The sequence below is a fragment of the Christiangramia sp. LLG6405-1 genome (assembly GCF_045055805.1).
Taxonomy (GTDB): domain Bacteria; phylum Bacteroidota; class Bacteroidia; order Flavobacteriales; family Flavobacteriaceae; genus Christiangramia.
The window spans coordinates 2,343,876-2,368,217 of sequence record NZ_CP159330.1 but is presented as its reverse complement, the minus strand read 5'-3'; the positions used below and the strand labels follow the sequence as shown (position 1 = coordinate 2,368,217).

The 24,342-nt window shown below is 38.3% G+C and carries 22 protein-coding genes; 17 read left to right on the top strand and 5 right to left on the bottom strand.

Annotated elements, in window-relative coordinates:
* Positions 1-2 precede the first annotated feature (2 nt).
* The 4 genes from prfB (at position 3) to ABVM50_RS10825 (ending at position 4,550) form a co-directional block, all read left to right on the top strand.
* A protein-coding gene (gene prfB, locus ABVM50_RS10840) for a peptide chain release factor 2 (RefSeq protein WP_405198590.1) occupies positions 3-1,101 on the top strand; the annotation gives its coding sequence in 2 pieces (ribosomal slippage) (positions 3-65 and positions 67-1,101; 1,098 coding nt in all).
* Between the two features lie 51 nt (positions 1,102-1,152).
* The gene (arsC, locus tag ABVM50_RS10835; protein WP_405198589.1) at positions 1,153-1,497 is read left to right on the top strand and encodes an arsenate reductase (glutaredoxin); all 345 of its coding nucleotides are present in this window, start codon (positions 1,153-1,155) and stop codon (positions 1,495-1,497) included.
* Between the two features lie 11 nt (positions 1,498-1,508).
* Complete coding sequence (locus ABVM50_RS10830; protein ID WP_405198588.1) at positions 1,509-1,877, top strand: hypothetical protein; 369 nt, start codon at positions 1,509-1,511, stop codon at positions 1,875-1,877.
* A 111-nt stretch (positions 1,878-1,988) separates the two neighbouring features.
* Positions 1,989-4,550: a TonB-dependent receptor domain-containing protein gene (locus ABVM50_RS10825; protein WP_405198587.1), complete on the top strand. Its 2,562-nt coding sequence runs from the start codon at positions 1,989-1,991 to the stop codon at positions 4,548-4,550.
* A gap of 53 nt (positions 4,551-4,603) precedes the next feature.
* On the opposite strand, the gene ABVM50_RS10820 is transcribed toward ABVM50_RS10825, so the two are convergent.
* Together ABVM50_RS10820 and ABVM50_RS10815 are read right to left on the bottom strand one after the other, a co-directional pair.
* The gene (locus tag ABVM50_RS10820) at positions 4,604-4,780 is read right to left on the bottom strand and encodes a hypothetical protein (protein WP_026916335.1); all 177 of its coding nucleotides are present in this window, start codon (positions 4,778-4,780) and stop codon (positions 4,604-4,606) included.
* Positions 4,781-4,903: 123 nt separating this feature from the next.
* Entirely contained in the window at positions 4,904-5,413 is a 510-nt protein-coding gene (locus ABVM50_RS10815) for a hypothetical protein (protein ID WP_405198586.1), read from the bottom strand.
* 275 nt (positions 5,414-5,688) lie between these two features.
* On the opposite strand from ABVM50_RS10815, the gene fumC reads away from it, so the two are divergent.
* On the top strand, positions 5,689-7,086 hold the full coding sequence (gene fumC, locus ABVM50_RS10810) for a class II fumarate hydratase (RefSeq protein WP_405198585.1): 1,398 nt from the start codon (positions 5,689-5,691) through the stop codon (positions 7,084-7,086).
* Positions 7,087-7,161: 75 nt separating this feature from the next.
* On the opposite strand, the gene ccsA is transcribed toward fumC, so the two are convergent.
* Complete coding sequence (gene ccsA / locus ABVM50_RS10805) at positions 7,162-10,323, bottom strand: cytochrome c biogenesis protein CcsA (RefSeq protein ID WP_405198584.1); 3,162 nt, start codon at positions 10,321-10,323, stop codon at positions 7,162-7,164.
* Positions 10,324-10,449: 126 nt separating this feature from the next.
* On the opposite strand from ccsA, the gene ABVM50_RS10800 reads away from it, so the two are divergent.
* The 9 genes from ABVM50_RS10800 (at position 10,450) to ABVM50_RS10760 (ending at position 20,001) form a co-directional block, all read left to right on the top strand.
* The gene (locus tag ABVM50_RS10800) at positions 10,450-11,211 is read left to right on the top strand and encodes a Rossmann-like and DUF2520 domain-containing protein (protein ID WP_405198583.1); all 762 of its coding nucleotides are present in this window, start codon (positions 10,450-10,452) and stop codon (positions 11,209-11,211) included.
* Positions 11,195-11,710 (top strand): KdsC family phosphatase, encoded by a 516-nt coding sequence (locus tag ABVM50_RS10795; RefSeq protein WP_405198582.1) that lies wholly within the window; start codon positions 11,195-11,197, stop codon positions 11,708-11,710. Before ABVM50_RS10800 ends, ABVM50_RS10795 begins: the two co-directional genes overlap by 17 nt.
* Entirely contained in the window at positions 11,711-12,625 is a 915-nt protein-coding gene (locus ABVM50_RS10790) for a geranylgeranylglycerol-phosphate geranylgeranyltransferase (protein ID WP_405198581.1), read from the top strand.
* Between the two features lie 2 nt (positions 12,626-12,627).
* Positions 12,628-13,224, top strand: a complete 597-nt coding sequence (locus ABVM50_RS10785; RefSeq protein WP_405198580.1) for a Maf family nucleotide pyrophosphatase — start codon at positions 12,628-12,630, stop codon at positions 13,222-13,224.
* Positions 13,225-13,239: 15 nt separating this feature from the next.
* The gene (locus ABVM50_RS10780; protein ID WP_405198579.1) at positions 13,240-14,127 is read left to right on the top strand and encodes a septum formation inhibitor Maf; all 888 of its coding nucleotides are present in this window, start codon (positions 13,240-13,242) and stop codon (positions 14,125-14,127) included.
* Positions 14,127-14,666: a mechanosensitive ion channel domain-containing protein gene (locus ABVM50_RS10775; RefSeq protein WP_295180240.1), complete on the top strand. Its 540-nt coding sequence runs from the start codon at positions 14,127-14,129 to the stop codon at positions 14,664-14,666. Before ABVM50_RS10780 ends, ABVM50_RS10775 begins: the two co-directional genes overlap by 1 nt.
* 68 nt (positions 14,667-14,734) lie before the next feature.
* Entirely contained in the window at positions 14,735-17,224 is a 2,490-nt protein-coding gene (locus tag ABVM50_RS10770; RefSeq protein WP_405198578.1) for a PIG-L family deacetylase, read from the top strand.
* 108 nt (positions 17,225-17,332) lie between these two features.
* A complete protein-coding gene (locus ABVM50_RS10765; RefSeq protein WP_405198577.1) occupies positions 17,333-19,033 on the top strand; it encodes a sodium:solute symporter in 1,701 nt (566 codons plus the stop codon).
* A complete protein-coding gene (locus ABVM50_RS10760) occupies positions 19,030-20,001 on the top strand; it encodes a Gfo/Idh/MocA family protein (RefSeq protein ID WP_405198576.1) in 972 nt (323 codons plus the stop codon). The genes ABVM50_RS10765 and ABVM50_RS10760 overlap by 4 nt, the downstream gene beginning before the upstream one ends.
* Positions 20,002-20,053: 52 nt before the next feature.
* Here ABVM50_RS10760 and ABVM50_RS10755 read toward each other — a convergent pair whose 3' ends face one another.
* Positions 20,054-20,899 (bottom strand): DUF2911 domain-containing protein, encoded by an 846-nt coding sequence (locus ABVM50_RS10755; RefSeq protein ID WP_405198575.1) that lies wholly within the window; start codon positions 20,897-20,899, stop codon positions 20,054-20,056.
* 162 nt (positions 20,900-21,061) lie between these two features.
* Between ABVM50_RS10755 and ABVM50_RS10750 the strand changes: the two genes are divergently transcribed.
* The 3 genes from ABVM50_RS10750 to ABVM50_RS10740 are packed head-to-tail and all read left to right on the top strand — an operon-like array spanning position 21,062 to position 23,579.
* Positions 21,062-21,571, top strand: coding sequence for an SRPBCC family protein (locus ABVM50_RS10750; protein WP_405198574.1), 510 nt, complete (start codon positions 21,062-21,064; stop codon positions 21,569-21,571).
* A 5-nt stretch (positions 21,572-21,576) separates the two neighbouring features.
* Positions 21,577-22,275, top strand: a complete 699-nt coding sequence (locus tag ABVM50_RS10745; RefSeq protein WP_405198573.1) for an SDR family NAD(P)-dependent oxidoreductase — start codon at positions 21,577-21,579, stop codon at positions 22,273-22,275.
* Entirely contained in the window at positions 22,275-23,579 is a 1,305-nt protein-coding gene (locus ABVM50_RS10740) for a cryptochrome/photolyase family protein (RefSeq protein WP_405198572.1), read from the top strand. Before ABVM50_RS10745 ends, ABVM50_RS10740 begins: the two co-directional genes overlap by 1 nt.
* Here ABVM50_RS10740 and kdsB read toward each other — a convergent pair.
* Positions 23,569-24,321 carry a 3-deoxy-manno-octulosonate cytidylyltransferase gene (gene kdsB, locus ABVM50_RS10735; protein WP_405198571.1) on the bottom strand — a complete coding sequence of 251 codons (753 nt, stop codon included), beginning with the start codon at positions 24,319-24,321 and terminating at the stop codon, positions 23,569-23,571. The genes ABVM50_RS10740 and kdsB overlap by 11 nt on opposite strands.
* Between the last annotated feature and the right edge of the window lie 21 nt (positions 24,322-24,342).

Genomic DNA, 24,342 nt, shown 5'->3' with positions numbered 1-24,342 from the left:
ATATGATTACTACCGAGAACATAAGAGATCTCAAAGAGCGCCTGGTTGCGTTAAGGAGGTATCTTTGACATTGATGCCAAAAAAATTGAAATAACCAACATGGAAGAAAAGACCTTTGCTCCAGACTTCTGGAATGACCCTAAAAAGGCTGAACAGATTATGAGAGAGGTCAATGCTGAAAAAAGTTGGGTAAATGAATATGCAAAAGCCGAAACCTTAGTAGAAGATCTGGAGGTCCTCTACGAGTTCTATAAAGAGGATGAGGCTTCTGCGGAAGATGTTCAGAAAAAAAATGATGATGCTCTCGATCTTATAGAAGACCTTGAGTTCAAAAATATGCTTTCCGAAGAAGGAGACAGCATGAGCGCGGTTTTACAAATTACTGCGGGTGCTGGAGGTACTGAAAGTTGCGACTGGGCTGAAATGCTTATGCGCATGTACATGATGTGGGCTGAAAAGCGAAAGTATAAAATCAGGGAACTCAATTATCAGGGCGGTGATGTAGCTGGAATTAAAACCGTTACACTCGAAATCGAAGGTGAATTCGCATTTGGTTGGCTAAAAGGTGAAAATGGAGTACACAGGCTTGTTAGGATTTCTCCTTTTGATAGTAATGCCAAACGGCATACCTCATTCGCTTCTGTTTATGTCTACCCACTTGTAGATGATACTATAGAAATTGATATCAATCCTTCAGATCTTAGCTGGGAAACCATGAGATCTTCCGGAGCAGGTGGACAGAACGTAAATAAAGTAGAGACCGCTGTGCGTCTTCGTCATGAACCAACTGGAATTGTTATCGAAAATTCTGAAACCAGGTCTCAGCTTGAAAATAAGAACAAGGCGATGCAGTTATTAAAGAGTCAATTATTTGAAATTGAACTTCAGAAGAGACAGGCGCAACGAAGAGAGATCGAAGATTCTAAGATGAAGATAGAATGGGGATCGCAGATTCGTAATTACGTGATGCATCCCTATAAGCTTGTAAAAGACGTTAGAACTGCGGAAGAAACCGGAAATGTTGATGCTGTAATGGATGGCGCTATTGATCCTTTTCTGAAAGCTTTTTTAATGATGATGGGACAGAAAAATGAAGATTAGTTCATATTAAAGCTTTTATTTTTTAATCTGAAATGTTTATATTAAGACTTGATGAAATACACTATTTACCATAACGCAAGATGTAAGAAATCCAGAGAAGGACTCGAACTTCTGAAGAATTCTGGTAAGGAATTTGTAATCAGGGAGTACCTTAAAGATCCACTTTCAGCAAATGAGCTTGAACAGCTACTAGCGAAATTAAGTTATCCCCCTATTCAATTAGTGCGAACTGGAGAAAAGGTCTGGAAAGATAATTACAAGGGGAAAGATCTAAGTGAGGATGAATTAATCCATATTATGGTGGAAAATCCTAAATTGATTGAAAGACCTATTATTGAAAATGATAAAAATGCAGTAGTTGGAAGACCTGCTACTGAAATTGATAAATTGCTATAAGAACTATTCATATGAAACTACAATACAGGATTACAATTATTGGTCTGGCCGCTGCGGCAGTAGCTGGTTTCGTATACTCTCAGATCCATATTCACGAACAAAATCGCAGAGAAATTAGGGAAATCGCCGCTGAGCTTACTCTAACCTGGAAAAATCAGTTAAACCTGACTTTGGGCCAGACGCAACTTCTGGAAGATGCGATCATAGAATACACTATTAAGAAGAACGAGATCATTAATTCCAGTTTAGGAACAGGACAGCAAGTGAATAAATTGAAAACTATCCAGAAGAGTGAATACAAATCGCTTCAAAGATTTATGAATGAGGATCAATTTAATAGATATATTCATTTAAATAAACAGCTAACCAGAAAATCCTGATTTACAAATAGCTGCAGTTGTTTATAAAAATTATTTTCACGCTTAACAATATTTTAACCCTCGTTCATTAAACTAAGTGGGTTTCCTATGGTCATAGGGTAAAATTATATAATGACCAATCGGAAGATCTATACCTTAAGTTTACTATTCCTATTTATCGGCTTGCTGAGTTTTAAATCTTATGCTCAAGGCCCTTCACCTCTTAAAAAATATACCATTTCCGGTAAGGTTCTGGACGACGAGCTAAATGTTCCTCTGGAATACGCTACTGTCGCAGTTCAGAATACCAACGATCCTTCAAAAGTAGATGGAACTGTTACCAATATAGATGGTGAATTTGAGATCACGGTGCAGGAAGGAACCTATACGATCACTGTTGAATTTATCTCCTACGAATCTAAAGTTTTTAAAAACCGAAATGTAAATTCACATCTGGACCTGGGAACTATCCTACTTGGACTTGGATCTGAAAATCTTGACGAAGTAGTTGTTCGGGCAGAAACTACACAAGTAGATGTTAGACTTGACAAGAAGATCTATAACATTGGAAAAGATCTTACCACTGCCGGAGGAACAGTAAGTGATGCTTTGAACAACGTACCATCTGTCACTGTAGACATAGAAGGAGGTATAAGTCTTAGAGGGAATGAGAATGTAAGAATATTGATAAACGGTAAACCATCTGCAATGGCCGGTTTTGGTAGTACAGATGTTCTAAGCCAACTACCAGCTGAAGCTATCGAGAGAGTTGAAGTTATCACCTCACCTTCCGCAAGATATGATGCTGAAGGTACTGCTGGAATTATTAATATTATTCTTAGAAAGAAGGAAACTCTGGGATTCAATGGTTCCTTAACAATTAATGGTGGTAATCCGGCCAACGCAGGGATCAACGCAAACTTTAATTACCGAACCGATAAATATAATCTTTTCACCACCACGGGTTATAGATATAGAGAATCTCCGGGCGAAGCGTTCTTCGATACTCGATACTTTGATACTCGTGAGGATACTTTTCTCGACGGTCTTCAATATGATCGAAATGTTGAAGATAGAGATTATGATAGAATCAATAGAGGCTTCAATACCAATTTAGGAATAGAATACTATTTAAATGAACAATCTTCCATAACCGGAGCTTTATTCTATAGACTTGGGGATGATGAAGATCTTACTACGAATGTAAACGACTATTTTCTTGATGGAAACAGGGTGCTTGGAACCACGCGTCTTGAAAATGAAGTTGAAGAAGACAACAGTTGGCAATTCTCCATTAATTACGTAAATAAGTTTGATAATATAGGACATGAATTAACTACAGACTTTCAAATAGAACGTGATAAGGAAGAGCAAGAAGCCTTTATCCGTGAGCCAATTAATTTTAATTCTACTAGTGTTGGAGAGATTTTCATCCCCAGAGAGAGAACTTTAACTACTGAAGATCAAAAAGAGTATTTACTTCAAGCAGATTATGTGAGACCTATAGGAGAGAATTCCCAATTTGAAGCTGGTTATCGAGGAAATTTTGAAAATGAGGTAACCGATTACTCACTGTTGCAAGAGGATCGTAATAGTAATTTTATTTTGAATCGTAATCAGACTAATATTTTTGACTATGATGAGAATGTTCACGCGTGGTATACTCAATATGGTACCAAATTCGGAGATTTTAGTTTTCTTTTAGGGTTAAGAGCTGAGCATACACAACTAAAAGGTGATATTGATTCTGAACTTACTCAGGAAGAATTAAGAGAAGAGTTTAGTTTTGATATCACTACAAATTTTGATAATAAATATTTTGGGGTGTTCCCAACACTGAATGTGATCTACGAAATCGCGGAAGAAGAAAATATCACATTTGGATATAACCGTAGAATTAACAGACCTCGAGGTTGGTATATTAATCCGTTTCCATCTAGAAGTAGTCGAAATAACATTTTTCAGGGAAATCCAAATCTGCAACCAGCCTACTCAAACAGTTTCGATATTGGATATTTGAAAAGATGGGAGAAAGTTACTTTAACTTCTTCTGTTTATTATCAGAGAGAAACTGATGCTTTTCAAAGAGTGCAGGAAGAAATTGATATACAGATTGCGAATCCTGATTTTCCTGAAGAGGGACCAGAAACAATTCCGCAAACAGTTATTAGAAGCATCCCTTTTAACTTGGCGACAAACGATAGAATGGGTGGTGAACTTGGGGTATTATACAATCCTGCCGAATGGTTGAGATTAAATGGTAGCTTTAACTACTTTAGATTTAAGCTGGATGGTGAATTTAATGGAGATAGTTATAATACCGAAAATACAAGTTGGTTTGCGCGATTTAGTTCAAAAGTGACACTGCCTCTACAAATTGACTGGCAAACAAATGCTTTTTATCGAGGGCCATCAGATGAAATTCAGGGAACTCAGGATGGTATCCTTTCTATAGATTTAGCCCTGAGTAAAGAAATTCTGAATGAAAAAGCTACCATTGCATTAAATGTGAGTGATATTCTAAATGGTAGAAAGAGATCATCTTATACGAATACTGAATTTTTTGAACAGGACAGTGAATTCCAATGGAGACAAGGTCAGGCAGTGAATGTATCCTTTATCTATAGGTTTAATCAGAAGAAACAGCGTCAACAGAGAAGAAATGACGAAGATTATGACGAAGGAGAATTTTAATAATCCGGTATAACAGGAAATAAAAAAAAGGGACTTAAATAAGTCCCTTTTTTTTATGCTTTTTCCGCTTTAGCTTTTTTACGAGCTTCACGTTTTTCTTTGATCAATTCTCCAACAGACCCACCGATCCAATAAGGAACGAAAGCTACCAGGAAGATCATAAGCCAGAAACCCATCGTTAATATCGTAAGGAACGCTAAAAATCCAAGGTATTGATCGAATTCGAACATAATGGTAAAGTTTGATTTAAATCAGGTCAAAGATATAAATACCTGATCGCTTATCACAGGAATTTGATCACTTTTTGAAGAATTATTAAACTTAGGGAATTGTTCGCCTTTTGATTGATGTATTTAAAGCCGAATATTAAGTTTAAACTGCCCTTCAATTGGTGCATAGCTACTTTGTTGTTCATTCCACAATTTACTACAGGAAATCTTTCCTTCAATACGATCATCAGAATTACTCGTGATCTCAATAAAGTTAGTGATATCGTTTGGAGCACCATTAGGCATTATCGCCCAAAGATCATGATCGTGAGTACTATAACTTATCCAGTTCTTGTTGTAAACCTGGTCGCCAAGTCGATAAATTCCAATCCCGGTAAAATTATCGATCTGAAAATCGAGAATCTCACCACGATCAGAAATAGATCGTACGTACAAACTAACTGTTCCCAGGGAATTGTAATCTTTACGGAAGCTAAGAGCAGCAGAATTATTAGATGAGTTAAAAAAAACTCCGTTTACATCAGCATTCAGAAATTGATCTGAATCTGCAGGACCATCGTCATTAGCACTACAACTTACGAGGGATATTGAAACTACTAATGAAAAAACGAGTAATACTAGCTGTTTTTTCATTATTATGAATTTAGTTAAACAATAGTCTAAAGATAAAGCTAGTTGTGCTACAATGAAAAGGGAATTTCCCCCTATTTTAATTTAGATAATTGATTTACAGTATTTTGAAATCTTATAAGCGGGGAAATAACGAGTGTTTCAAAGCTCTTCTAATAGATTAAAGCCTGATATAAGATTTATATAATTCAGAATAAAAGATCCACCAATTTTAAAGTTTTTTTAGATTAATAAGATTAGCGAAATATTAACTTTGCGAAACAACCAATTTTTAAAATATGGACTATAGAATAGAGAAAGATACCATGGGGGAAGTTAAAGTTCCTTCAGATAAACTCTGGGGTGCTCAAACTGAACGTTCCCGTAATAATTTCAAAATTGGACCTGCGTCCTCCATGCCACTGGATATTATATATGGTTTTGCATACTTAAAGAAAGCTGCCGCATATACTAACTGTGAACTTGGAGTTCTTCCAGTAGAAAAGAGAGACCTTATCGCACAGGTTTGTGATGAGATCCTGGAAGGTAAACACGATGATCAGTTTCCATTGGTGATCTGGCAAACTGGAAGTGGTACACAGAGTAACATGAATGTGAACGAAGTGATCGCCAACCGAGCTCACCAGATCGCAGGTAAGAATATTGGTGAAGGGGAAAAAACACTTCAACCAAATGATGATGTGAATAAATCTCAATCTTCGAACGATACATTCCCAACAGGAATGCATATTGCTGCCTACAAAAAAGTGACTACGAATACGCTTCCCGGTTTGAAAAAACTAAGAGATACTCTTAAGAAGAAATCTGAAGAATTCAAGCATACCGTGAAAATTGGGCGTACACACTTTATGGACGCCACTCCCCTAACCCTTGGTCAGGAATTCAGTGGATACGTAGCACAGTTAGATTATGGCATTAAAGCATTGGAAAATACTTTACCACATTTATCTGAAGTTGCTTTAGGTGGAACTGCGGTAGGAACCGGACTTAATACTCCAAAAGGATATTCAAAAAGGGTTGCTGAATTTATCGCAAAATTTACGGAGATGCCTTTTATCTCTGCTGGAAATAAATTTGAAGCTTTGGCAGCACATGATGCATTTGTGGAAACTCACGGAGCACTAAAACAGATCGCTGTTTCTCTGAACAAAATAGGAAATGATATCAGAATGCTTGCTTCCGGACCAAGAAGTGGTATTGGAGAGATCAATATTCCTGCGAATGAGCCAGGTTCTTCGATCATGCCTGGTAAAGTTAATCCAACCCAGTGTGAAGCGCTTACCATGGTTTGTGCCCAGATCTTGGGGAACGATGTGACCATGAGCGTAGGTGGAATGCAGGGACAGTTCGAATTAAACGTTTTTAAGCCGGTAATGGCAAACGCTTTGCTACAAAGTGCTCAGCTTATTGGTGATGGCTGTCTATCTTTCGAGGAACATTGTGCACGTGGGATCGAAGCCAACGACAAACGCATCAAAGAGCATTTAAATAACTCATTGATGCTGGTTACTGCTTTGAATACCAAAATAGGATATTATAAAGCTGCTGAAATTGCTAACACAGCTCATAAGAATGGTACTACCTTAAAAGAAGAAGCTGCCAATCTGGGTTACGTAACGAATGAAGAATTTGATGAATGGGTAGATCCAAAAGATATGGTTGGAAATCTTAAATAATCAAGTCTCAACCAAAAATAAAAAAGCCTGCTTCTAGAAGCAGGCTTTTTTTATTTTAGAATTTTAAAAATCTATCTACTTCTTAGCGAAGTATTTCTTGTATTTAAAGTAAGATACAGTTCCTAAAATTGCCACAGCACCTAAGGTATAATAAATAAAGGTTGGCGTGATGACCTTATCTCCACTGGCATAGGAATGCAAACCACTCAGGTAGAAATTCACACCAAAATAGGTCATCATAATACTTGCAAATGCAATGATTGCCATTAAATTAAAGAACCATCTACTTCTTAAACCTGGAACCAATCTCATATGGATCACAAAGGCATATACCATAATACTAATCAAAGCCCAGGTCTCTTTTGGATCCCAGCCCCAGTAACGTCCCCAGCTCTCATTAGCCCACTGGCCACCTAAGAAGTTTCCGATAGTCAGCATCACTAAACCAACGGTCAATGCCATTTCAGTAATGATCGTGATCTCTTTTATATTAATGTCCATCTTCTTCTTGTTCTTGTCATTGGTAAGGATCATTAGCAGCAGCGAAACCACTCCAAGGATCATTCCCAGTGTAAACGGACCATAACTACCAACGATCACAGATACATGGATCATCAACCAGTATGAATTTAGTACTGGCTGTAGATTGGCAATTGCCGGATCCATCCAGTTCCAGTGTGCGATCATAAGGATCATAGAAGCAACAAAAGCAGTAGATGCGATCGTAAGATTTGATTTTCTACCAAAGGCCAGCCCAAAGAACATGGTAGCCCAGGCTACATAGATCATCGACTCATAAGCATCACTCCAGGGCGCGTGTCCTGAAATATACCACCTCGCCGCAAGTCCTGCCGTATGCACTACAAAAAGAATGATGATCGCAGCTGCACCGGTATAAATAAGAGTTCTTATAATTCTATTGTCCTTAAAGATCTGAACAATCACGAAAACCAGCATGGCCAGCCCGGCAACCATATACATCCAGAACAGGTTTCTAAAGACATCATATTCATTGTATAAGATTTCAGCGTTCACTTTATCTTCTGAAGGCATTACATCTCCACCGAATTTCTCCTGAAAGCTTTGAATGCTTTCCAGATACTGATCTGCTTTTTCGTAATCGCTGGTCTCACGTGCAGTTTTAAGAGCACTCATATATAGCGGAAGTATCTGCTTTGTATAAACCGAATCCATTCCTGTAAAATTGGTTTCATCCAGTTCAGGATAGGAAACCCATTTATTATTCTCGTCTTCAGGAATAGGAAATACTTTCAATACTTTTCCCTGTACCGCCTGATATAGCAGGTTTACTTTCTTATCTGTTTCAATAAAATCCTTCTGAAATTTATTCGGAACAGCCGCTTTGTATGCACCTTCCAGATAAGGAGAAAGTTTATAACCTCCTTTTTCATCAAAGAAGTCCATCAAAGCAAGGTATTTTCTACCTTCTTCTACATCCAGGATCTGATGCAGACTATCGTTCTTTTTTTCTACATAAATAACCTGTGCCTGATACCAGAATGCAGGGTTTTCAGTAATAGAAACCAACACCTGGTCTGAACTTAAACCAGCATAAGTATCACTTTTACTTAATTTCCGAAGTAATTCTGAAGAATACGTATTTGCAGGCTTCATTCTTCCTCCGGCATCCTGTATGATCAATCGTCCAAATTTATCGGCGTGCTCTTCTTTCACTGCATTAGATACAATGATACTATCAATCTGCTGTTTTGAATTCTGATTGTGAGCATGATCACCATCCTGAGAAAAACCAACAGAAGACATTAGCATTAATGCTACTACTGCCAATGCCTTTTTCTTGTCTTTGATCTTTTCCAGCATCACCTTAAGATTACCAAAACGGGAACCTTTGTCAAACAATATCCACATAAGTCCAAAATACAATAAGAAATAACCTATATAAGTGATCCAGGTTCCCCAGAAATCACGGTTTATAGAAAGTACTGTACCCTTTTCATCCGGGTCAAAACTCGATTGAAAGAATCTATAACCTTCATGATCCAGTACGTGATTCATATAAATAGAGTAAGGCTCAGGTTCTTCTCCATCTTCCACGATCTCCACTTCACTTCTAAAACTTGCATAACCAGGCGTTGCCCTATCTGCAGTACCAGGGTATTTTTCTGCAATGAAATCATTCAGTTTCAAAGCAAATGGTAGTTCTTTTTCTATGCTTCCGTAATTAATGAAAACTTCCAATCCGTTGAAATTGATCGCCTGTGGATCTGCTACAGTTCCCTGTCCGCCAAGCAAAGTGATCGTTTCAGTTTTACCATTAGCTGTAATGTCCAATGTAACGGCATCAAGATCTTGCTTTGTTTTAGGATTGGTTGGTACTACATCATATTCCCCGGTAACCACTGGTTCCGGGATCACGAATTGCATGCTTCCAATATTATAAAGCGACCTCAACATAAGCGTTTGTGTAGAGTCAGTAACTAAAGTTCCCTGCTTTTGATCTGCCATACGCATATAGGTTCCTTCAAATGGTGAATCTATCTGGTATTCCCCATCTTCAGTAAGCCTAATATTGATAGCGCCATCCTGCGGACTATTAAGCGTAAATAAAGTATTATGAATATTGCTAACCTCACCTTCTTTAAGATAATGGTCGTGTCGTGAACCATCACCGGCTTCTACGATCTTAAGATAATTCTCTCCGTCCTCTGTAGGAACCAGAGCTTCTTCTGCTCCGTGAATAAAATTCGTGACTTCAAATTTTACAGGATTACCGTTGAAATCGGTATTCAGAACATAGTCGTTCTCTACTTCAGGACCAAAAAGAACATCTTCCTGTAGAACTCTTCTTCTCGCCTCACCATCGATCTCACCATCTATAAAGAAAGTCAGGTACGTCTCGTAGGTCATGAACTTATTGGTAGTTTCGCCTTCACGAATTGGCATTACCCCTTCGTAGCTAATATACCTGGTTACAAATGCTCCAATTAAGATGAGGATAAATGAAAGATGCAGTAGTAAACTGCTCCATTTTTCCTTTTTATGAAGCTTATATCGCTTGATATTCCCAACGAAGTTGATGAGAAGAAATAACATGATCCCTTCGAACCACCAGGTATTGTAAATTAGAATTCTTGCCGTTTCAATACTGTACCAGCTTTCTATAAAGGTTCCCATGGCCATGGCAATTGCAAAGATGATAAACAGGACGGCCATTATTCGGGTAGAAAAAAGGATAGAGGCTATTTTTTTCTGCATGAAAAAGTGTCGTTTTAACGGCTGCAAATTTAACGATATTTTATCGTTTTTACGCGGGTAAAATGGCGAATCTCAAGTCAACACCTGTTAATTTCTATACCTTGAAATTTTTGGTAATTTAGCTTCATGATAAAAGTAGTGATCCTGGGTGCCGGCAATGTTGGTATTCACTTATACCAAAGCTTCAAGTTGACCCCTGAAGTTGATGTTATTCAGTTATTTAGCCGTAAACCCAATAAGATAGACTTCATCGGAAATACTACTGAAGTCATAAGTGATTATGCTGAACTGGCTGAAGCAGATATTTACATTCTTGCCGTGCGTGATGAAGCAATTTCCGAGGTCGCTGAGAAATTAAGCATTAACAAAGGTCTTGTAGTTCATACTTCCGGTAGTGTGCCGATGGAGAATTTATCGATGTTAGATAACTTCGGAATATTCTATCCGCTGCAAACCTTCAGTAAAAATAAAGAAGTAAGTTTTTCAGATATTCCTCTTTGTATCGAAGCCAATTCAGAAGAAAATCTTGCAAAACTGAAGGAATTGGGAAATATCATATCTACAAAGGTTTTCGAGGTAAATTCGGAACAACGCCGAGCTTTGCACCTTTCCGCAGTGATCGTGAACAATTTCACAAATCACCTGTTTACCATCGCAGCAGATTATTGCCATGAGAACGAATTACCATTTGACATTTTAAGACCGCTTATTCAGGAGACTTTTGACAAGATTCAGGATCTGCCGCCATATGACGCTCAAACTGGTCCAGCCCTTAGAAACGACGAAAAAACGATTGAAACTCATTTGCAAATGCTGAATGAGGACCGACAAATAATTTATAAAGCACTAACCGACTCTATTCAAAAAACACATGGAAAAAAGTTATAAAGAATACCTCAACCAGATCACTACGTTCGTATTTGATGTTGATGGCGTATTAACTGATGGTTCATTACAGGTTTCAACCACAGGCGAGCTTTTAAGAACAATGAATACGAAGGATGGTTATGCTATGAAAATGGCTCTAAAGGGTGGATTTACTGTATGCATTATAAGCGGTGGTAAAAATGAAGGGGTTCGCGAGCGACTTCGTGGCCTTGGAATTACTGATATTTACCTTGGGGTGGACGATAAAGTGGAGCAAATGGATGAGTTTTTTGACATCTACGATATAAAACCGGAGCAGGTATTATACATGGGTGATGATATTCCAGATTACTATCCTATGAAATTAGTAGGACTGCCATGTTGCCCTCAGGATGCAGTTCCAGAATTAAAGGAAATTTCATTGTATGTATCTCATAAAAATGGCGGTGAAGGCTGTGTTCGTGACGTGATCGAGCAAGTGATGAAAGTTCAGGGAAAATGGATGGAAAAGAATTCATAAATGCTGGATTATTTTAAGCTGATAAGGCCAGGGAATCTATTATTCATTGCTCTTACCATGTATCTTATTAAATATGGCTTGTTCGAGCCATTTGGTGTGGCGATCACCTTAAATCTATTTGGATTTTCCATGCTGGTTCTGGCCGTAGTGTCGGTTGCAGCTTCTGGTTACGTGATCAATGATATTTTTGATGTAGAAGCCGATCAAAAAAATAAGCCATCCAAAACCTATATTCAAACCGGTATATCAGAAAAAAGTGCATACCGCATCTTTTTTGTGTTGAGTATTATTGGTGTTGGCTTAGGTTTTTATGTTTCCAATATGGTTGGTGTTCCTGGGTTTTCAGCATTCTTTATATTTGGCTCGGCGATATTATACCTCTATAATTCCCAGTTTCAGCAAAGCATTCTTGTAGGGAACATTTTGGTGAGCCTTATTGTTGGTTTGATCCCAATTGGTGTTGGACTTTATGACCTGCTACCTGCGATCACTCCGCAGAATCAGGCCACACAATCCACGATCTTCTCAATTTTAATCGATTATTCCATCTTCGCATTCCTGGTGAATTTGCTTCGTGAAATCGTAAAAGATCAGGAGGATATTGATGGAGATTACAACGCCGGTTATAAAACACTGCCCATCGCACTCGGTAAAAAACGCACAAACCAGATATTGCTTTTATTAGGTCTTGCACCTATAGGTTTCCTGATCTATTATGTTTACGAATATCTCTTCGGAAACACCGCTGCAGTGGTCTACGCATTATTTCTTTTGCTCGCTCCCCTATTATTCTTCCAGGTAAATATCTGGACAGCTTCAAAAAAATCTGAATACTCAAGGCTTAGTAAACTTTTAAAAGCTGTATTGTTTTTCGGCTTACTTTCTATAGGCTTGCTACAATTTATAATTCTTTAACTATGATCCAGCATTTAATAAAAGACCACGAGATCATTCTTGCTTCAGGCTCTCCCAGAAGGCAGAAATTTTTCGAAGATCTCCTAATTCCTGTGACCATAGATGTTCGCTCTGTAGAGGAAATCTACCCTGAAGATCTTGAAGGCGAAGAGATCACAGATTTTCTTTCAAAATTAAAAGCGGAAGCATTTAAGGATCTACATGAAAACCAGATATTGATTACGAGTGATACCATTGTGTATTTTGAAGCTAAGGCACTTGGAAAACCAAAAGATCATGCCCACGCCGTGGAGATGATTAATATGCTTTCAGGCAAAGAGCACGAAGTCATCACTTCGGTATGCTTCACTTACAGAGAGAAGCAGGAAGTTCTTAACTACACTACTAATGTTACATTTTCAGATCTTACCCAAGAAGAGATCGAGTTCTACGTAACGAATTATAAACCTTTCGATAAAGCTGGTGGTTACGCAATACAGGAATGGATAGGACTAATTGGGATAGAAACTATTAGAGGAAGCTACTTTAATGTGGTTGGTCTACCTACGAATCTGGTCTATAAAACCCTGAAACACATACTTAAAGAGGAAAATTCGTAAATTGTCATCTGAACGATGAAACGATACCTTACACTTTTCGCGATTTCAATGCTTATCATTTCCTGTGCAGACAGGGAATCCTACGGAAACGAATTTAGATTAACTGAAGATTTTAAGGACTACTGGTATTCCGGAAAAGCAGAAATTACCACTTACGATCTCGAACAATCCCGGTATGGTGAACTACGAAAAGGCACCGCCACTCTTATTTATGTAACTGAAGACTTTTCGGCAACAGAACAGGTGAAATCAAGCGATGAATCTTTCAATAAAGTTTCTATCCTCAAACTGAATAGTACCAAGAATTTCAATACTGGTATCTATCCTTATAGCATCATGCAGAGTAGCTTCTTTCCTCTCAACGGAAATGAACATGCGCTAAAAATTTCAGCATCAGTTCAGGAATGGTGCGGCCAGGTTTTTATGCAATTAAATAACCGGGACGATTTTGATATTACCAGTCACTCCTATTTTGCCGGAGAAGCAGATCAATATTTAAAATTAAATCCAATTCATCTTGAAAATGAGATATGGAATTTACTAAGAATCGATCTTGATCGTGTTCCGGTAGGAACCTTTAAGATGCTTCCATCACTTGAATTTATAAGATTAAACCATCTACCGGTAAATGCCTTAAACGCTGAAGGACAATTTCTTACCAATGAGCAGTTTCATGTCTACCAGTTGTACTATCCGCAATTAAATCGAACCATAAAGATTTATCTTAATAAAATACCTCCTTTTACTATTGAAAAATGGGAAGAATCAGCTCCAGTAGACAATAGTCCTAACGCAGAAATTTTAACGACCACTGCCACGAAAAAAGCACGATTAAGAACCGATTACTGGAATAAAAATTCGAATAAAGATTTACATTTGCGCGAGAAATTAGAACTAGATTAATGAAGGAATTACTTCTCACCTACCGCTATGAATTACTGTATTCACTTGCAGTACTATTTATTTTACTTCTAATACAATTTTTACTGAGAACGGCCGCGAACAAGGTAGGTCGTAGAGGCGAGATTAACATCACCCGCACCAGGTTGATGTTTAAATACATTAATATTCTTATCATTCTTATCGCTGCATTCCTACTGGCGCTCGCCTGGGGTGTTGGATTAACAGATCTATCATTGATCTTCTCATCTGTATTCGCGGTAATTGGAGTTGCATTGTTCGCCATCTGGTCTATTTTGAGCAATGTAACCAGCGGAATCATTCTATTCTTTTCCTTTCCATATAAGATCGGTGATACTATCAAGATCCACGATAAGGATCTGGATATTGAGGCAGAGATCGAGGATATTAAGGCTTTCCATCTTCACCTTAGAACACGGGAAGGAGAACTTGTCACTTATCCTAACAACCTTATTCTACAAAAAGCGGTTACTCTTAAGCATCGCGTAGATGGCAAAGACGAAGGAAAAGATGCTCTCTAGCCTAAAAGATCTGAAATAGGCTTCAGGACGATGTGAAATCTTTTATATTTGATGAAACCTATTATTCAATGCGGAAAATACTTTTTACCCTATTCTTACTAGGCTTTACTTTCTCCAATGCACAGGCTCCTGAAAAATGGAGTTCTTCAGATATATATTCAGAAATTAAGAAACTAAACTTTTTAGGTTCTGTTCTCTACGTGGCAGCACATCCAGATGATGAAAACACCAGGTTGATTTCTCATTTCTCAAATGAAGTGAATGCCAGAACTGCTTACCTTTCCTTAACAAGAGGTGATGGCGGTCAAAACCTTGTTGGACCAGAATTGAGAGAGCAGCTGGGGATGATTAGAACTCAGGAATTACTGGCTGCCAGAAAAATCGATGGCGGAGAGCAATTTTTTACCCGCGCTAACGATTTTGGTTACTCCAAAACTCCATCAGAAACACTGGAAATCTGGAACAAAAATGAAGTTCTTAGCGATGTAGTCTGGATCATTCGAAAATTCAGACCAGATGTGATCATTAACAGGTTTGATCATCGCACGCCGGGAAGCACTCACGGACACCACACTTCATCTGCCATGCTTAGCATGGAAGCTTTTGAATTGGCCGGTGATGCAAACAAATATCAGGATCAACTGGAATTGGTTGAAACCTATGACCCAAAGAGACTTTACTTTAATACCTCTCCATGGTTCTATGGAGGTAGTGAAGCATTTGAAGAAGCTGATAAAACGAGATTCCTGACCTTTGATACCGGAACGTTTTTTCCCAAAAAAGGACTTTCCAATCCTGAGATCGCAAGTCTTAGTAGAAGTCAGCATAAATCACAGGGTTTTGGAAGTACCGGAAGTCGTGGCAAGCAAATGGAATATATTGAACTTATCAAAGGTGAAATGCCGACCGATGAATCTAATATTTTCGACGGAATTGATACCAGCTGGAATAGAATACAGGGAGGCAATGAAATTGGTACTATTTTAAACATGGTTCAGGAAAACTTCAATTTTGAAGATCCTTCTAAAAGTCTACCAGAACTTCTTAAAGCTTACCATCATATTCAGAATCTTCAGGATAAACACTGGCGAGAGATAAAAACCCGGCAGATCAAGGATATCATTTATGCCAGTTCCGGACTTTATCTTGAAGCCATTGCAGATCGAGCTTCCGTAACACCTTCAGAAGAAGTTAATATAAAACTGGAAGCGATCAATAGAAGTTCTGCTCAGGTTAAATTAATTTCCGTAGAGCTTGTTCCGAATAATACGAAAATAGAACCAGCAGAAAGTTTGAAGAATAATTCATCCTGGAACGAGAATCTGGAGTTCCGACTTCCGGAAAATGCAGATTTCACCAATCCATACTGGTTAAAATCTGAAGGTTCCATTGGGATGTATAAAGTAGATGATCAAAATCTTAGAGGTTTACCTCAAACACCACTTCAGAATAAAGCAATATTCAATCTTGAAATTAATGGCGAGCCCATAACTTTTGAGAAACCGATCCTTTACAAGTTCAACGACCCGGTTTCCGGAGAAACTTATGAGAATTTTAAGGTGATCCCGAAGGCTGAACTTAATTTACACGAAGATGTTCTTGTTTTCAATTCTTCGGAATCAAAAACTTCGGAGATCACGATTCAAGCCAACCAGGCTGATCTATCGGGAACTTTAAAATTAAATTCTGAAAAAGACTGGAGCTTTACACCAAATGAATTTAAAGTAAACATTGCACCAAAAGGTGGTGCTCAAACATTTAAATTTTCAATTTTTCCTCCTGAAGGTCAAAGTGAAATAACTTTAAATCCAGTCCTGGAGACCGAGAATAACAATTATGATCAAAATGTTATTTCCATTGATTACGATTATATTCCCGGGCAGAACCTCATTCAAAAGGCGAAGCTGGAACTGGTTAAATTAGATATCAAGAAAAAGGGTGAACTTGTAGGATACATTGCTGGTGCTGGTGATGTCGTGCCGGAAGCGATACGCCAGATGGGTTACAAAGTAGACATGCTCGATCCTTCAACAATTAATGCGAACTCATTAAAAAAATATGACGCCATTGTTCTTGGAATTAGATCCTTCAATATTATTGAGGATCTGAAATTTCAGAAACAAAAACTATTTAAATACGTAGAGGAAGGCGGGAATCTTATTGTGCAATACAATACCAATCGCGGATTGGTTACGGACCAGATTGCTCCATTCAACCTGCAGCTTTCTCGGGATAGAGTGACCAATGAAAATGCGACAGTTGGTTTCAACCTGCCTGAGCACGAGCTCTTAAATTCCCCGAATAAACTGGAAAGTTCAGATTTTGAGAATTGGGTGCAGGAAAGAGGTTTATACTTCGCAGATTCCTGGTCAAAAGAATTTGAAGCTCCTTTATATATGAATGATCCTAATGAAGAGCCATCTTCAGGAAGTTTACTGGTGGCTAAATACGGGAAAGGATATTACATTTATACCGGACTTAGTTTTTTCAGACAATTTCCCGAGGCAGTTCCAGGAGCATATCGTCTTTTTGCTAATATGATTTCTATAGAAAAATAATGGAAAAGCCAGACTCATACCAGTGGAAGAAAAGCTATACGATCGTATTGGTCGCCAACGTTGTTTATATCGTTATTTTCTATTTAATCATGAATCTATTCGCCTAGTATGGAATTAATAGACTGGATCATTCTAATTGGTACGATCGCGTTTATCGTTTGGTATGGAGTTTACCAGTCTCGTGGAAGTTCGAATGTTGAAGATTATGTTGGAGGTGGTAAGGACGCTAGATGGTGGACCATCGGCTTATCTGTTATGGCAACCCAGGCAAGTGCAATTACCTTTCTATCAACTCCGGGACAGGCTTATCATGACGGAATGGGATTTGTCCAGTTCTATTTTGGCCTGCCCATTGCGATCGTTATTATTTGTATTGTATTCATCCCTATCTACCATAGACTAAAGGTTTATACAGCTTATGAATATCTGGAATCTCGTTTTGATCAGAAAACAAGAACATTAACTGCTATACTATTCTTAATTCAGCGTGGACTGGCAGCAGGGATCACCATCTTTGCACCGGCAATCGTCCTTTCAGCCGTGCTGGGCTGGAATCTAACTTATCTTACAATCGCTATTGGAGTACTGGTAATTATTTACACAGTTTCAGGAGGAACGAAGGCGGTAAGTGTCACTCATAAACAACAAATGGCCGTGATCCTCACCGGGATGTTCGTTGCCTTTTTTATAATTCTTAGTTACCTGCCAGAAGAAGTAACCTTCACGAAAGCGCTCGAAATTGCTGGCACCAGCGGCAAAATGGATGTTCTGGATTTTAGCTTCGATTTTAATAACAGGTACACGATATGGAGTGGAATCATTGGGGGTACATTCCTTATGCTCTCCTACTTCGGAACAGATCAAAGCCAGGTACAACGCTATTTATCTGGTGGATCTGTTAAGGAAAGTCAGTTAGGAATGATCTTTAACGGACTGCTAAAAGTACCGTTGCAATTTTTTATACTTCTGGTTGGAGTTATGGTATTTGTCTTTTATCAATTCAATCCTGCTCCCTTAAATTTCAATCCCGCGGCGACCGAAACTGTTCTGAATTCAGATTATGCCGAGCAGTACAAAGATCTTATGCTGGAGCATGATGATGTTCAGGAGAAGAAGAAGGAACTCGGACTCGAATATGCCTCGAGAACTTCATTGGATGAAACTGAAACTGCAAATTTTAGAGAACAATATTCCAGTCTCGAGAAAGAACAGTTTGATATTCGGGAGGAAGCAAAGACTTTTATTGATGCTTCAGATGTGAAAGCAGAAAGCAATGATAAAGATTACGTATTTATTCACTTTATACTGAATAATCTTCCGAGGGGATTTATTGGATTACTGCTTGCCGTGATATTATCGGCTGCAATGTCTTCCACTGCTTCAGAATTAAATGCGCTGGCGTCAACCACCGTGATCGATCTATACCGCAGAAATCATAAAGAGAATAAAAGTGATGAGCATTACCTTGCAGCTTCCAAATGGTTTACATTAATGTGGGGAGCTATCGCGATCCTGTTTGCAAGTCTTGCCGATCTATTTGATAATTTAATTCAGTTAGTAAACATCATTGGAAGTATCTTTTATGGAAATGTTCTGGGTATCTTTCTACTGGCATTTTTTATAAAATATGTACGCAGCAATGCCGTTTTTGTAGCAGCGATCATTACACAGATCATCGTGATCATTGTTTTTAAAATGGATATAATGCCCTACTTATGGCTGAATGTTCTGGGCTGCGTATTGGTAATGTCCATAGCGCTACTTATTCAACTTTTTCGAAATGATAAACCTCAAGTAAGCACAACATGAGTCAAAAAATAAAATGGGGAATTCTGGGTCTTGGAAAGATCGCTGGAAAATTCTGTGATGGATTACAACATGCCTCTAATGCTGAACTTTATGCAGTAGCAAGTCGTGATCTAAACAAAGCTGAAGAATTCGCTGCAGAGTTTGAAGCAGGGAAATCTTATGGTAGCTACGAAGAGCTGTTAAAAGATGAACAGGTACAGATAGTTTATATCGCCACACCGCATGCCTTCCATCATGAACTCGCTATCAAATGTATCGAGTATGGTAAAGCTGTACTTTGTGAAAAACCATTTGCTTTAAATTATAAGCAGGCATGCGAGATGATAAGCCTGGCCAGGGAAAAGAATGTTTTTATCATGGAAGCACTCTGGACAGCGTTTCTACCTCACTTTCGTGACCTGGAAACCAAGTTTAAAAATAAGGAGTATGGAAAGCTGAAATCTTTAAAAGCCGACTTCGGATTTCCTGCAGAATTTGACGACACTAAAAGACTGTTCAATAAATCGCTTGGAGGCGGTAGTCTTCTTGATATTGGAATTTATCCAGTGTTTCTCGCCTATCGTTTACTCGGTATGCCCAATAGAATTACTGCGGAAGCACAATTAGCAGAAACCGGAGTTGACGAATCCTGCGATATCAAATTTCATTATGATCAGAATATTGAGGTAGAACTCACTTCAACTTTTAAAGAAAAAACTCCTACTGAAGCTATCCTGGAATTTGAAGAATCTAAAGTGATCATGAATTCAAGGTTCCATGAACCAACTTCGATCACTACTCATAAAGATGGTAAGCATGAAGTGCGTGATTACGGAGTAGAAAATAATGGCTACACATACGAAGCGGAGCATGTGGGAGAAATGCTTCTGAATAATAAAACCGAAAGTGATATCTGGTCTACAGAAAACACCCTGGAATTAATGCAATTGTTGGATTCCATCAGGAAAGAGATTAAATTAGAATATTAAAAAAAGGCTTCAGTTCAAACTGAAGCCTTTTTTAATACATAGCGTTTTCAGCTTATTTAGCTTCCCACTCCGCGATCGATTCTTTATTCATTTTCACATAATCTGCATTATTTGCAGCTTCTGCAGCAGAAAGAGATTTTTTGGCAGTGGCAATAGCATCCTTCGTTTTACCCATTTCAGCTTCAATTAGAGATTGTCTTCTAAGCATCCAGTATGCTTTACCTTCGCTCATCTCATTGGCCTTTTTAACCCAGGTGTATGCTTTCTCCATATCTTTCCCGGCTTCGTGATAATAAGAGGCAGCTGAGAAATAATCCTGAGCCGTTGGTCCATTCATCACTTTATCTATACTTGCCATGGTACGATTATCTGTAGGCACTTCAATTTCCAGAATAGCTACAGTATTTTCCCATAGAAAGTTAAGATTTGCAGCATCACTCTTTAGTTCATCGATCACAATAGTGAAAGTCTCCATTTTGAAAGGCATCTCCTCTACCGCGGCAGTAGCGGTAAGGGCAACTTTGGAATCATCCCATTCCTGAGGCACTCCCCAGTTATTGGTTGTTTCGTAGAACATCACTGTCCATTGGTCTTTTTGAGGTTTGGTGTAGATAGCATACGAACCTTTAGCCAGTTCCTTACCTCCTATTTTTACATCATCAGAGAATGTAATAATAGTATTCAGGTTTGCACCTGTTCTCCAGACCTTGTTAAAAGGTACCAGGTCTCCAAAAATCGTACGCCCTCTCATTGCAGGCCTGGAATATTCAAGCGTGATATCGGTTAACCCAACTTTTTGTTCCATTTTTCCAAGCGGACTTGGTTGTGGTGCTTCAACCTGTGCGAATCCTGAAAACCCAGTGCAGAGCACTAAAGCAAATGCTAATAATCTTTTCATGTGTAGTAGTTTAAATTTTAATAAAGATAAGTTTATTCAGCTAACTAAATCAAAATCTAATTAAGACTGAATTACCTATAAACATCAGATTTACACTTTGTTTAACTATTTATATTTTACTTTAAACAACTATACATGTAATTTTATATAAAATATGATCTGATGAAAATTTACACCCTAAAAAGCAAACAAAAATTACCCATTTCTGTTGATGAAGCCTGGCAGTTTTTATCAGATCCCCGAAATCTTAAAACCATCACTCCAGATTATATGGGCTTCAAAATACTTTCAGGAGCAGATAGACCCATGTATCCAGGTCAGCTTATTCAATATATAGTAACACCCGTAGCTGGTATTAAGACAAAATGGGTTACGGAAATCACACAGGTTCGTGATCATGAGTTCTTTATAGATGAACAAAGATTTGGACCATATGCCCTATGGCATCACAAACATTTTATTAAGGAAATACCAGGTGGTGTGGAAATGGAAGATATAGTAGATTATAAACTTCCCATGGGTTTTCTTGGACGCCTGGCGCATCCAGTCTTAGTAGAACCCAAGCTTAAGGAAATCTTTGATTACAGAAGAGAAAAACTTATTGAGTTATATGGAGAGTATACTAAACCAGAAACTCAGAATGACAATCAAAAACATGACATTTTAAACTAATTATTATGAAGAAGAATATAGTTATCATAGGAGGAAGTAGTGGAATAGGAAATGAAATTTCAGAAATGCTGAAAGCAGATCATGAGATCTTCGCACTTTCTAGATCGAAAGGAGATCTGGATACAGATCATGTTAAGCATTTCGAATTTGATGTGCTGGAAAATGATATTTCAGAAGTAGATCTTCCGGAGCAAATCGACGGATTGGTTTATTGCCCAGGATCTATTGATCTGAAACCCTTTAAAATGATGAAACCAGAGAGTTTCGAAAAAGAGATGAATCTTAATTTCTTTGGACTTCTACGTGCAGTTCACGGATTATTACCTAAATTAAAAAAATCTGATCAGGCAAGTCTTGTTTTCTTTAGTACGGTAGCGGTAAAAGTTGGAATGCCATTTCATACCAGCGTTGCAGCAGCCAAAGGTGCTATTGAAGGTTTTGCTAAATCCTTAGCGGCGGAGTATGCACCAAATTTCAGAGTAAATGTTATAGCTCCATCGCTTACAGATACACCACTGGCAGAAAAATTACTTTCCAGTGACGATAAGAAAAAGAAAATGGATCAACGTCATCCTTTAAAAAGAGTTGGACAGGCTAAAGATATTGCGAATCTTGCCGGATTCTTACTTACTGAAAAAAGTTCATGGATCACCGGGCAGGTATTAGGAGTAGATGGAGGTCTCTCTACATTAAACATTAATTAATGAAAACAGTGAATATTTTCTGGTTCCGAAGAGACCTTAGATTAGATGATAATGCAGGATTAAAGGCAGCATTGCGGGATGACCATCCTGTGCTGCCTATTTTTATTTTTGATTCTGAAATTCTTGATAAGCTTCCCGAGGAAGATGCCCGGGTGACTTTTATTTTCGAGAACCTTCAGAAAATGCGTGATGAGCTTCAGGATAAACACGGAAGCTCTATTGCTATGTATCATGGTAAGCCTATAAAGATATTTCAGGAGTTACTGGATTCTTATGATATCAAAAAGGTTTTTACCAATCGCGACTATGAACCTTATGCCAAGGAACGTGATAAGGAAATTTCAGAATTACTGGAAAAGAAAGAGATCGAATTCTGTGATTTTAAGGACCAGGTGATCTTCGAAAAAGATGAAGTGGTAAAAGGAGATGGCGATCCCTACAAAGTTTACACTCCTTACAAGAATCTCTGGATGGAAGAGTTCAAAAAGAAGGATCTCGACTTTCACTACACGACCAGATACATGGATAATCTCTATGAAAATTCCAGGCTTCCAAATCTAAGCTTGAGTGACATAGGTTTTAAGGAATCAGATTTAAAGGTTCCAGATTACCAGGTAACTCCGGGTTTGATCAAGGATTACGAAGGCAAACGTAATTTTCCAGCTGTAGAAGGAACTTCAAGATTAGGTGCGCATTTGCGTTTTGGTACGGTAAGCGTGCGTCAAATGGTTCGGGATGCAAATAAAGAACACAACAAAACCTTTCTTGAGGAATTAGTTTGGAGAGAATTTTTCATGCAAATTCTGTATCACTATCCAGATACGGTGACCGATGCTTTTAAATCTAAGTACGACCGGATAAAGTGGCGCAATAATAAGGATGAATTTGAAAAATGGAAAAAGGGAGAAACCGGATATCCTCTGGTTGACGCCGGAATGCGCCAATTAAGTAAATCTGGGTTTATGCACAACCGGGTTAGAATGTTAGTAGGTTCCTTTCTTTGTAAACATTTGCTTATCGACTGGCGATGGGGTGAAGCTTATTTTGCTGAAAAGCTTTTAGACTACGAAATGTCATCGAATGTTGGTAACTGGCAGTGGATCGCTGGAAGTGGTGTGGATGCGACTCCATACTTCAGAATATTTAATCCTACCACTCAAATTGATAAGTATGATAAGGACCACGAATATATCAAAGAGTGGGTTCCTGAATTTGGAACCGATGATTATCCTGAGAAAATGGTAGATCATAAAGAAGCTCGTGAAAGAGCTTTGGACACTTATAAGAAAGCTGTTAGCAATTAGCTAGCAGTTTTCTGGCTTTTTCCAGATCTTCCGGAGTATCGATTCCTATACTTTTCACACTGGTTTCAACCATTTTGATCTTCTTGCCATACTCCAGATAACGAATACATTCTATCTTTTCTGAAGCTTCTAATGGCAACATCGGTAAACGATAGAAATCCATTAAAGCAGATTTTCTGAACGCGTAAATTCCAACATGTTTATAGTAAATAGTTTCCACCGAAGTATCCTTTGGATAAGGAATAGGGAATCTAGAGAAGTATAAGGCAGACTGGTCTTTCCCGGTAATTACCTTAACGTTATTAGGATTGTTGATCTCCTCCAGATCTTTAAGTTCAGTTTTTAAACTTGCCAGATCTATTTCTTCGGAACCTGGTTGCTGGAAAACTTCCAGTAATTTCGTTAGACTATTCATGTCGATAAATGGTTCATCTCCCTGTACATTTACAACAATATCCACATGCATATTCTCCACAGCTTCAGCGATTCTATCACTGCCGCATTCGTGTTCTTTCTGGCTACGCACAACCTTACCTCCAACTTTGATCACTTCATTATAAATGCGATCATCATCTGTCACCACATAAACTTCATCGAAAAGCCCGGTGCTCTTAGCCGCTTTGTAGGTTGTGGCAATTACCGTTTGTCCATTTAGATCCTTCATCAATTTACCCGGAAACCTGGAAGCTTCATATCGCGCAGGGATCATTGCAATAACACGTAATTTTGAAGAATCTTGCATGTGAGAAATTTTATGTAAAAA

Bases quoted from the DNA above. Each gene is read 5' to 3' on its own strand.
- arsC (WP_405198589.1), top strand. From the start codon at position 1,153: ATGAAATACACTATTTACCATAACGCAAGATGTAAGAAATCCAGAGAA.
- ABVM50_RS10830 (WP_405198588.1), top strand. From the start codon at position 1,509: ATGAAACTACAATACAGGATTACAATTATTGGTCTGGCCGCTGCGGCA.
- ABVM50_RS10825 (WP_405198587.1), top strand. From the start codon at position 1,989: ATGACCAATCGGAAGATCTATACCTTAAGTTTACTATTCCTATTTATC.
- ABVM50_RS10820 (WP_026916335.1), bottom strand. From the start codon at position 4,780: ATGTTCGAATTCGATCAATACCTTGGATTTTTAGCGTTCCTTACGATA.
- ABVM50_RS10815 (WP_405198586.1), bottom strand. From the start codon at position 5,413: ATGAAAAAACAGCTAGTATTACTCGTTTTTTCATTAGTAGTTTCAATA.
- fumC (WP_405198585.1), top strand. From the start codon at position 5,689: ATGGACTATAGAATAGAGAAAGATACCATGGGGGAAGTTAAAGTTCCT.
- ccsA (WP_405198584.1), bottom strand. From the start codon at position 10,323: ATGCAGAAAAAAATAGCCTCTATCCTTTTTTCTACCCGAATAATGGCC.
- ABVM50_RS10800 (WP_405198583.1), top strand. From the start codon at position 10,450: ATGATAAAAGTAGTGATCCTGGGTGCCGGCAATGTTGGTATTCACTTA.
- ABVM50_RS10795 (WP_405198582.1), top strand. From the start codon at position 11,195: ATGGAAAAAAGTTATAAAGAATACCTCAACCAGATCACTACGTTCGTA.
- ABVM50_RS10790 (WP_405198581.1), top strand. From the start codon at position 11,711: ATGCTGGATTATTTTAAGCTGATAAGGCCAGGGAATCTATTATTCATT.
- ABVM50_RS10785 (WP_405198580.1), top strand. From the start codon at position 12,628: ATGATCCAGCATTTAATAAAAGACCACGAGATCATTCTTGCTTCAGGC.
- ABVM50_RS10780 (WP_405198579.1), top strand. From the start codon at position 13,240: ATGAAACGATACCTTACACTTTTCGCGATTTCAATGCTTATCATTTCC.
- ABVM50_RS10775 (WP_295180240.1), top strand. From the start codon at position 14,127: ATGAAGGAATTACTTCTCACCTACCGCTATGAATTACTGTATTCACTT.
- ABVM50_RS10770 (WP_405198578.1), top strand. From the start codon at position 14,735: ATGCGGAAAATACTTTTTACCCTATTCTTACTAGGCTTTACTTTCTCC.
- ABVM50_RS10765 (WP_405198577.1), top strand. From the start codon at position 17,333: ATGGAATTAATAGACTGGATCATTCTAATTGGTACGATCGCGTTTATC.
- ABVM50_RS10760 (WP_405198576.1), top strand. From the start codon at position 19,030: ATGAGTCAAAAAATAAAATGGGGAATTCTGGGTCTTGGAAAGATCGCT.
- ABVM50_RS10755 (WP_405198575.1), bottom strand. From the start codon at position 20,899: ATGAAAAGATTATTAGCATTTGCTTTAGTGCTCTGCACTGGGTTTTCA.
- ABVM50_RS10750 (WP_405198574.1), top strand. From the start codon at position 21,062: ATGAAAATTTACACCCTAAAAAGCAAACAAAAATTACCCATTTCTGTT.
- ABVM50_RS10745 (WP_405198573.1), top strand. From the start codon at position 21,577: ATGAAGAAGAATATAGTTATCATAGGAGGAAGTAGTGGAATAGGAAAT.
- ABVM50_RS10740 (WP_405198572.1), top strand. From the start codon at position 22,275: ATGAAAACAGTGAATATTTTCTGGTTCCGAAGAGACCTTAGATTAGAT.
- kdsB (WP_405198571.1), bottom strand. From the start codon at position 24,321: ATGCAAGATTCTTCAAAATTACGTGTTATTGCAATGATCCCTGCGCGA.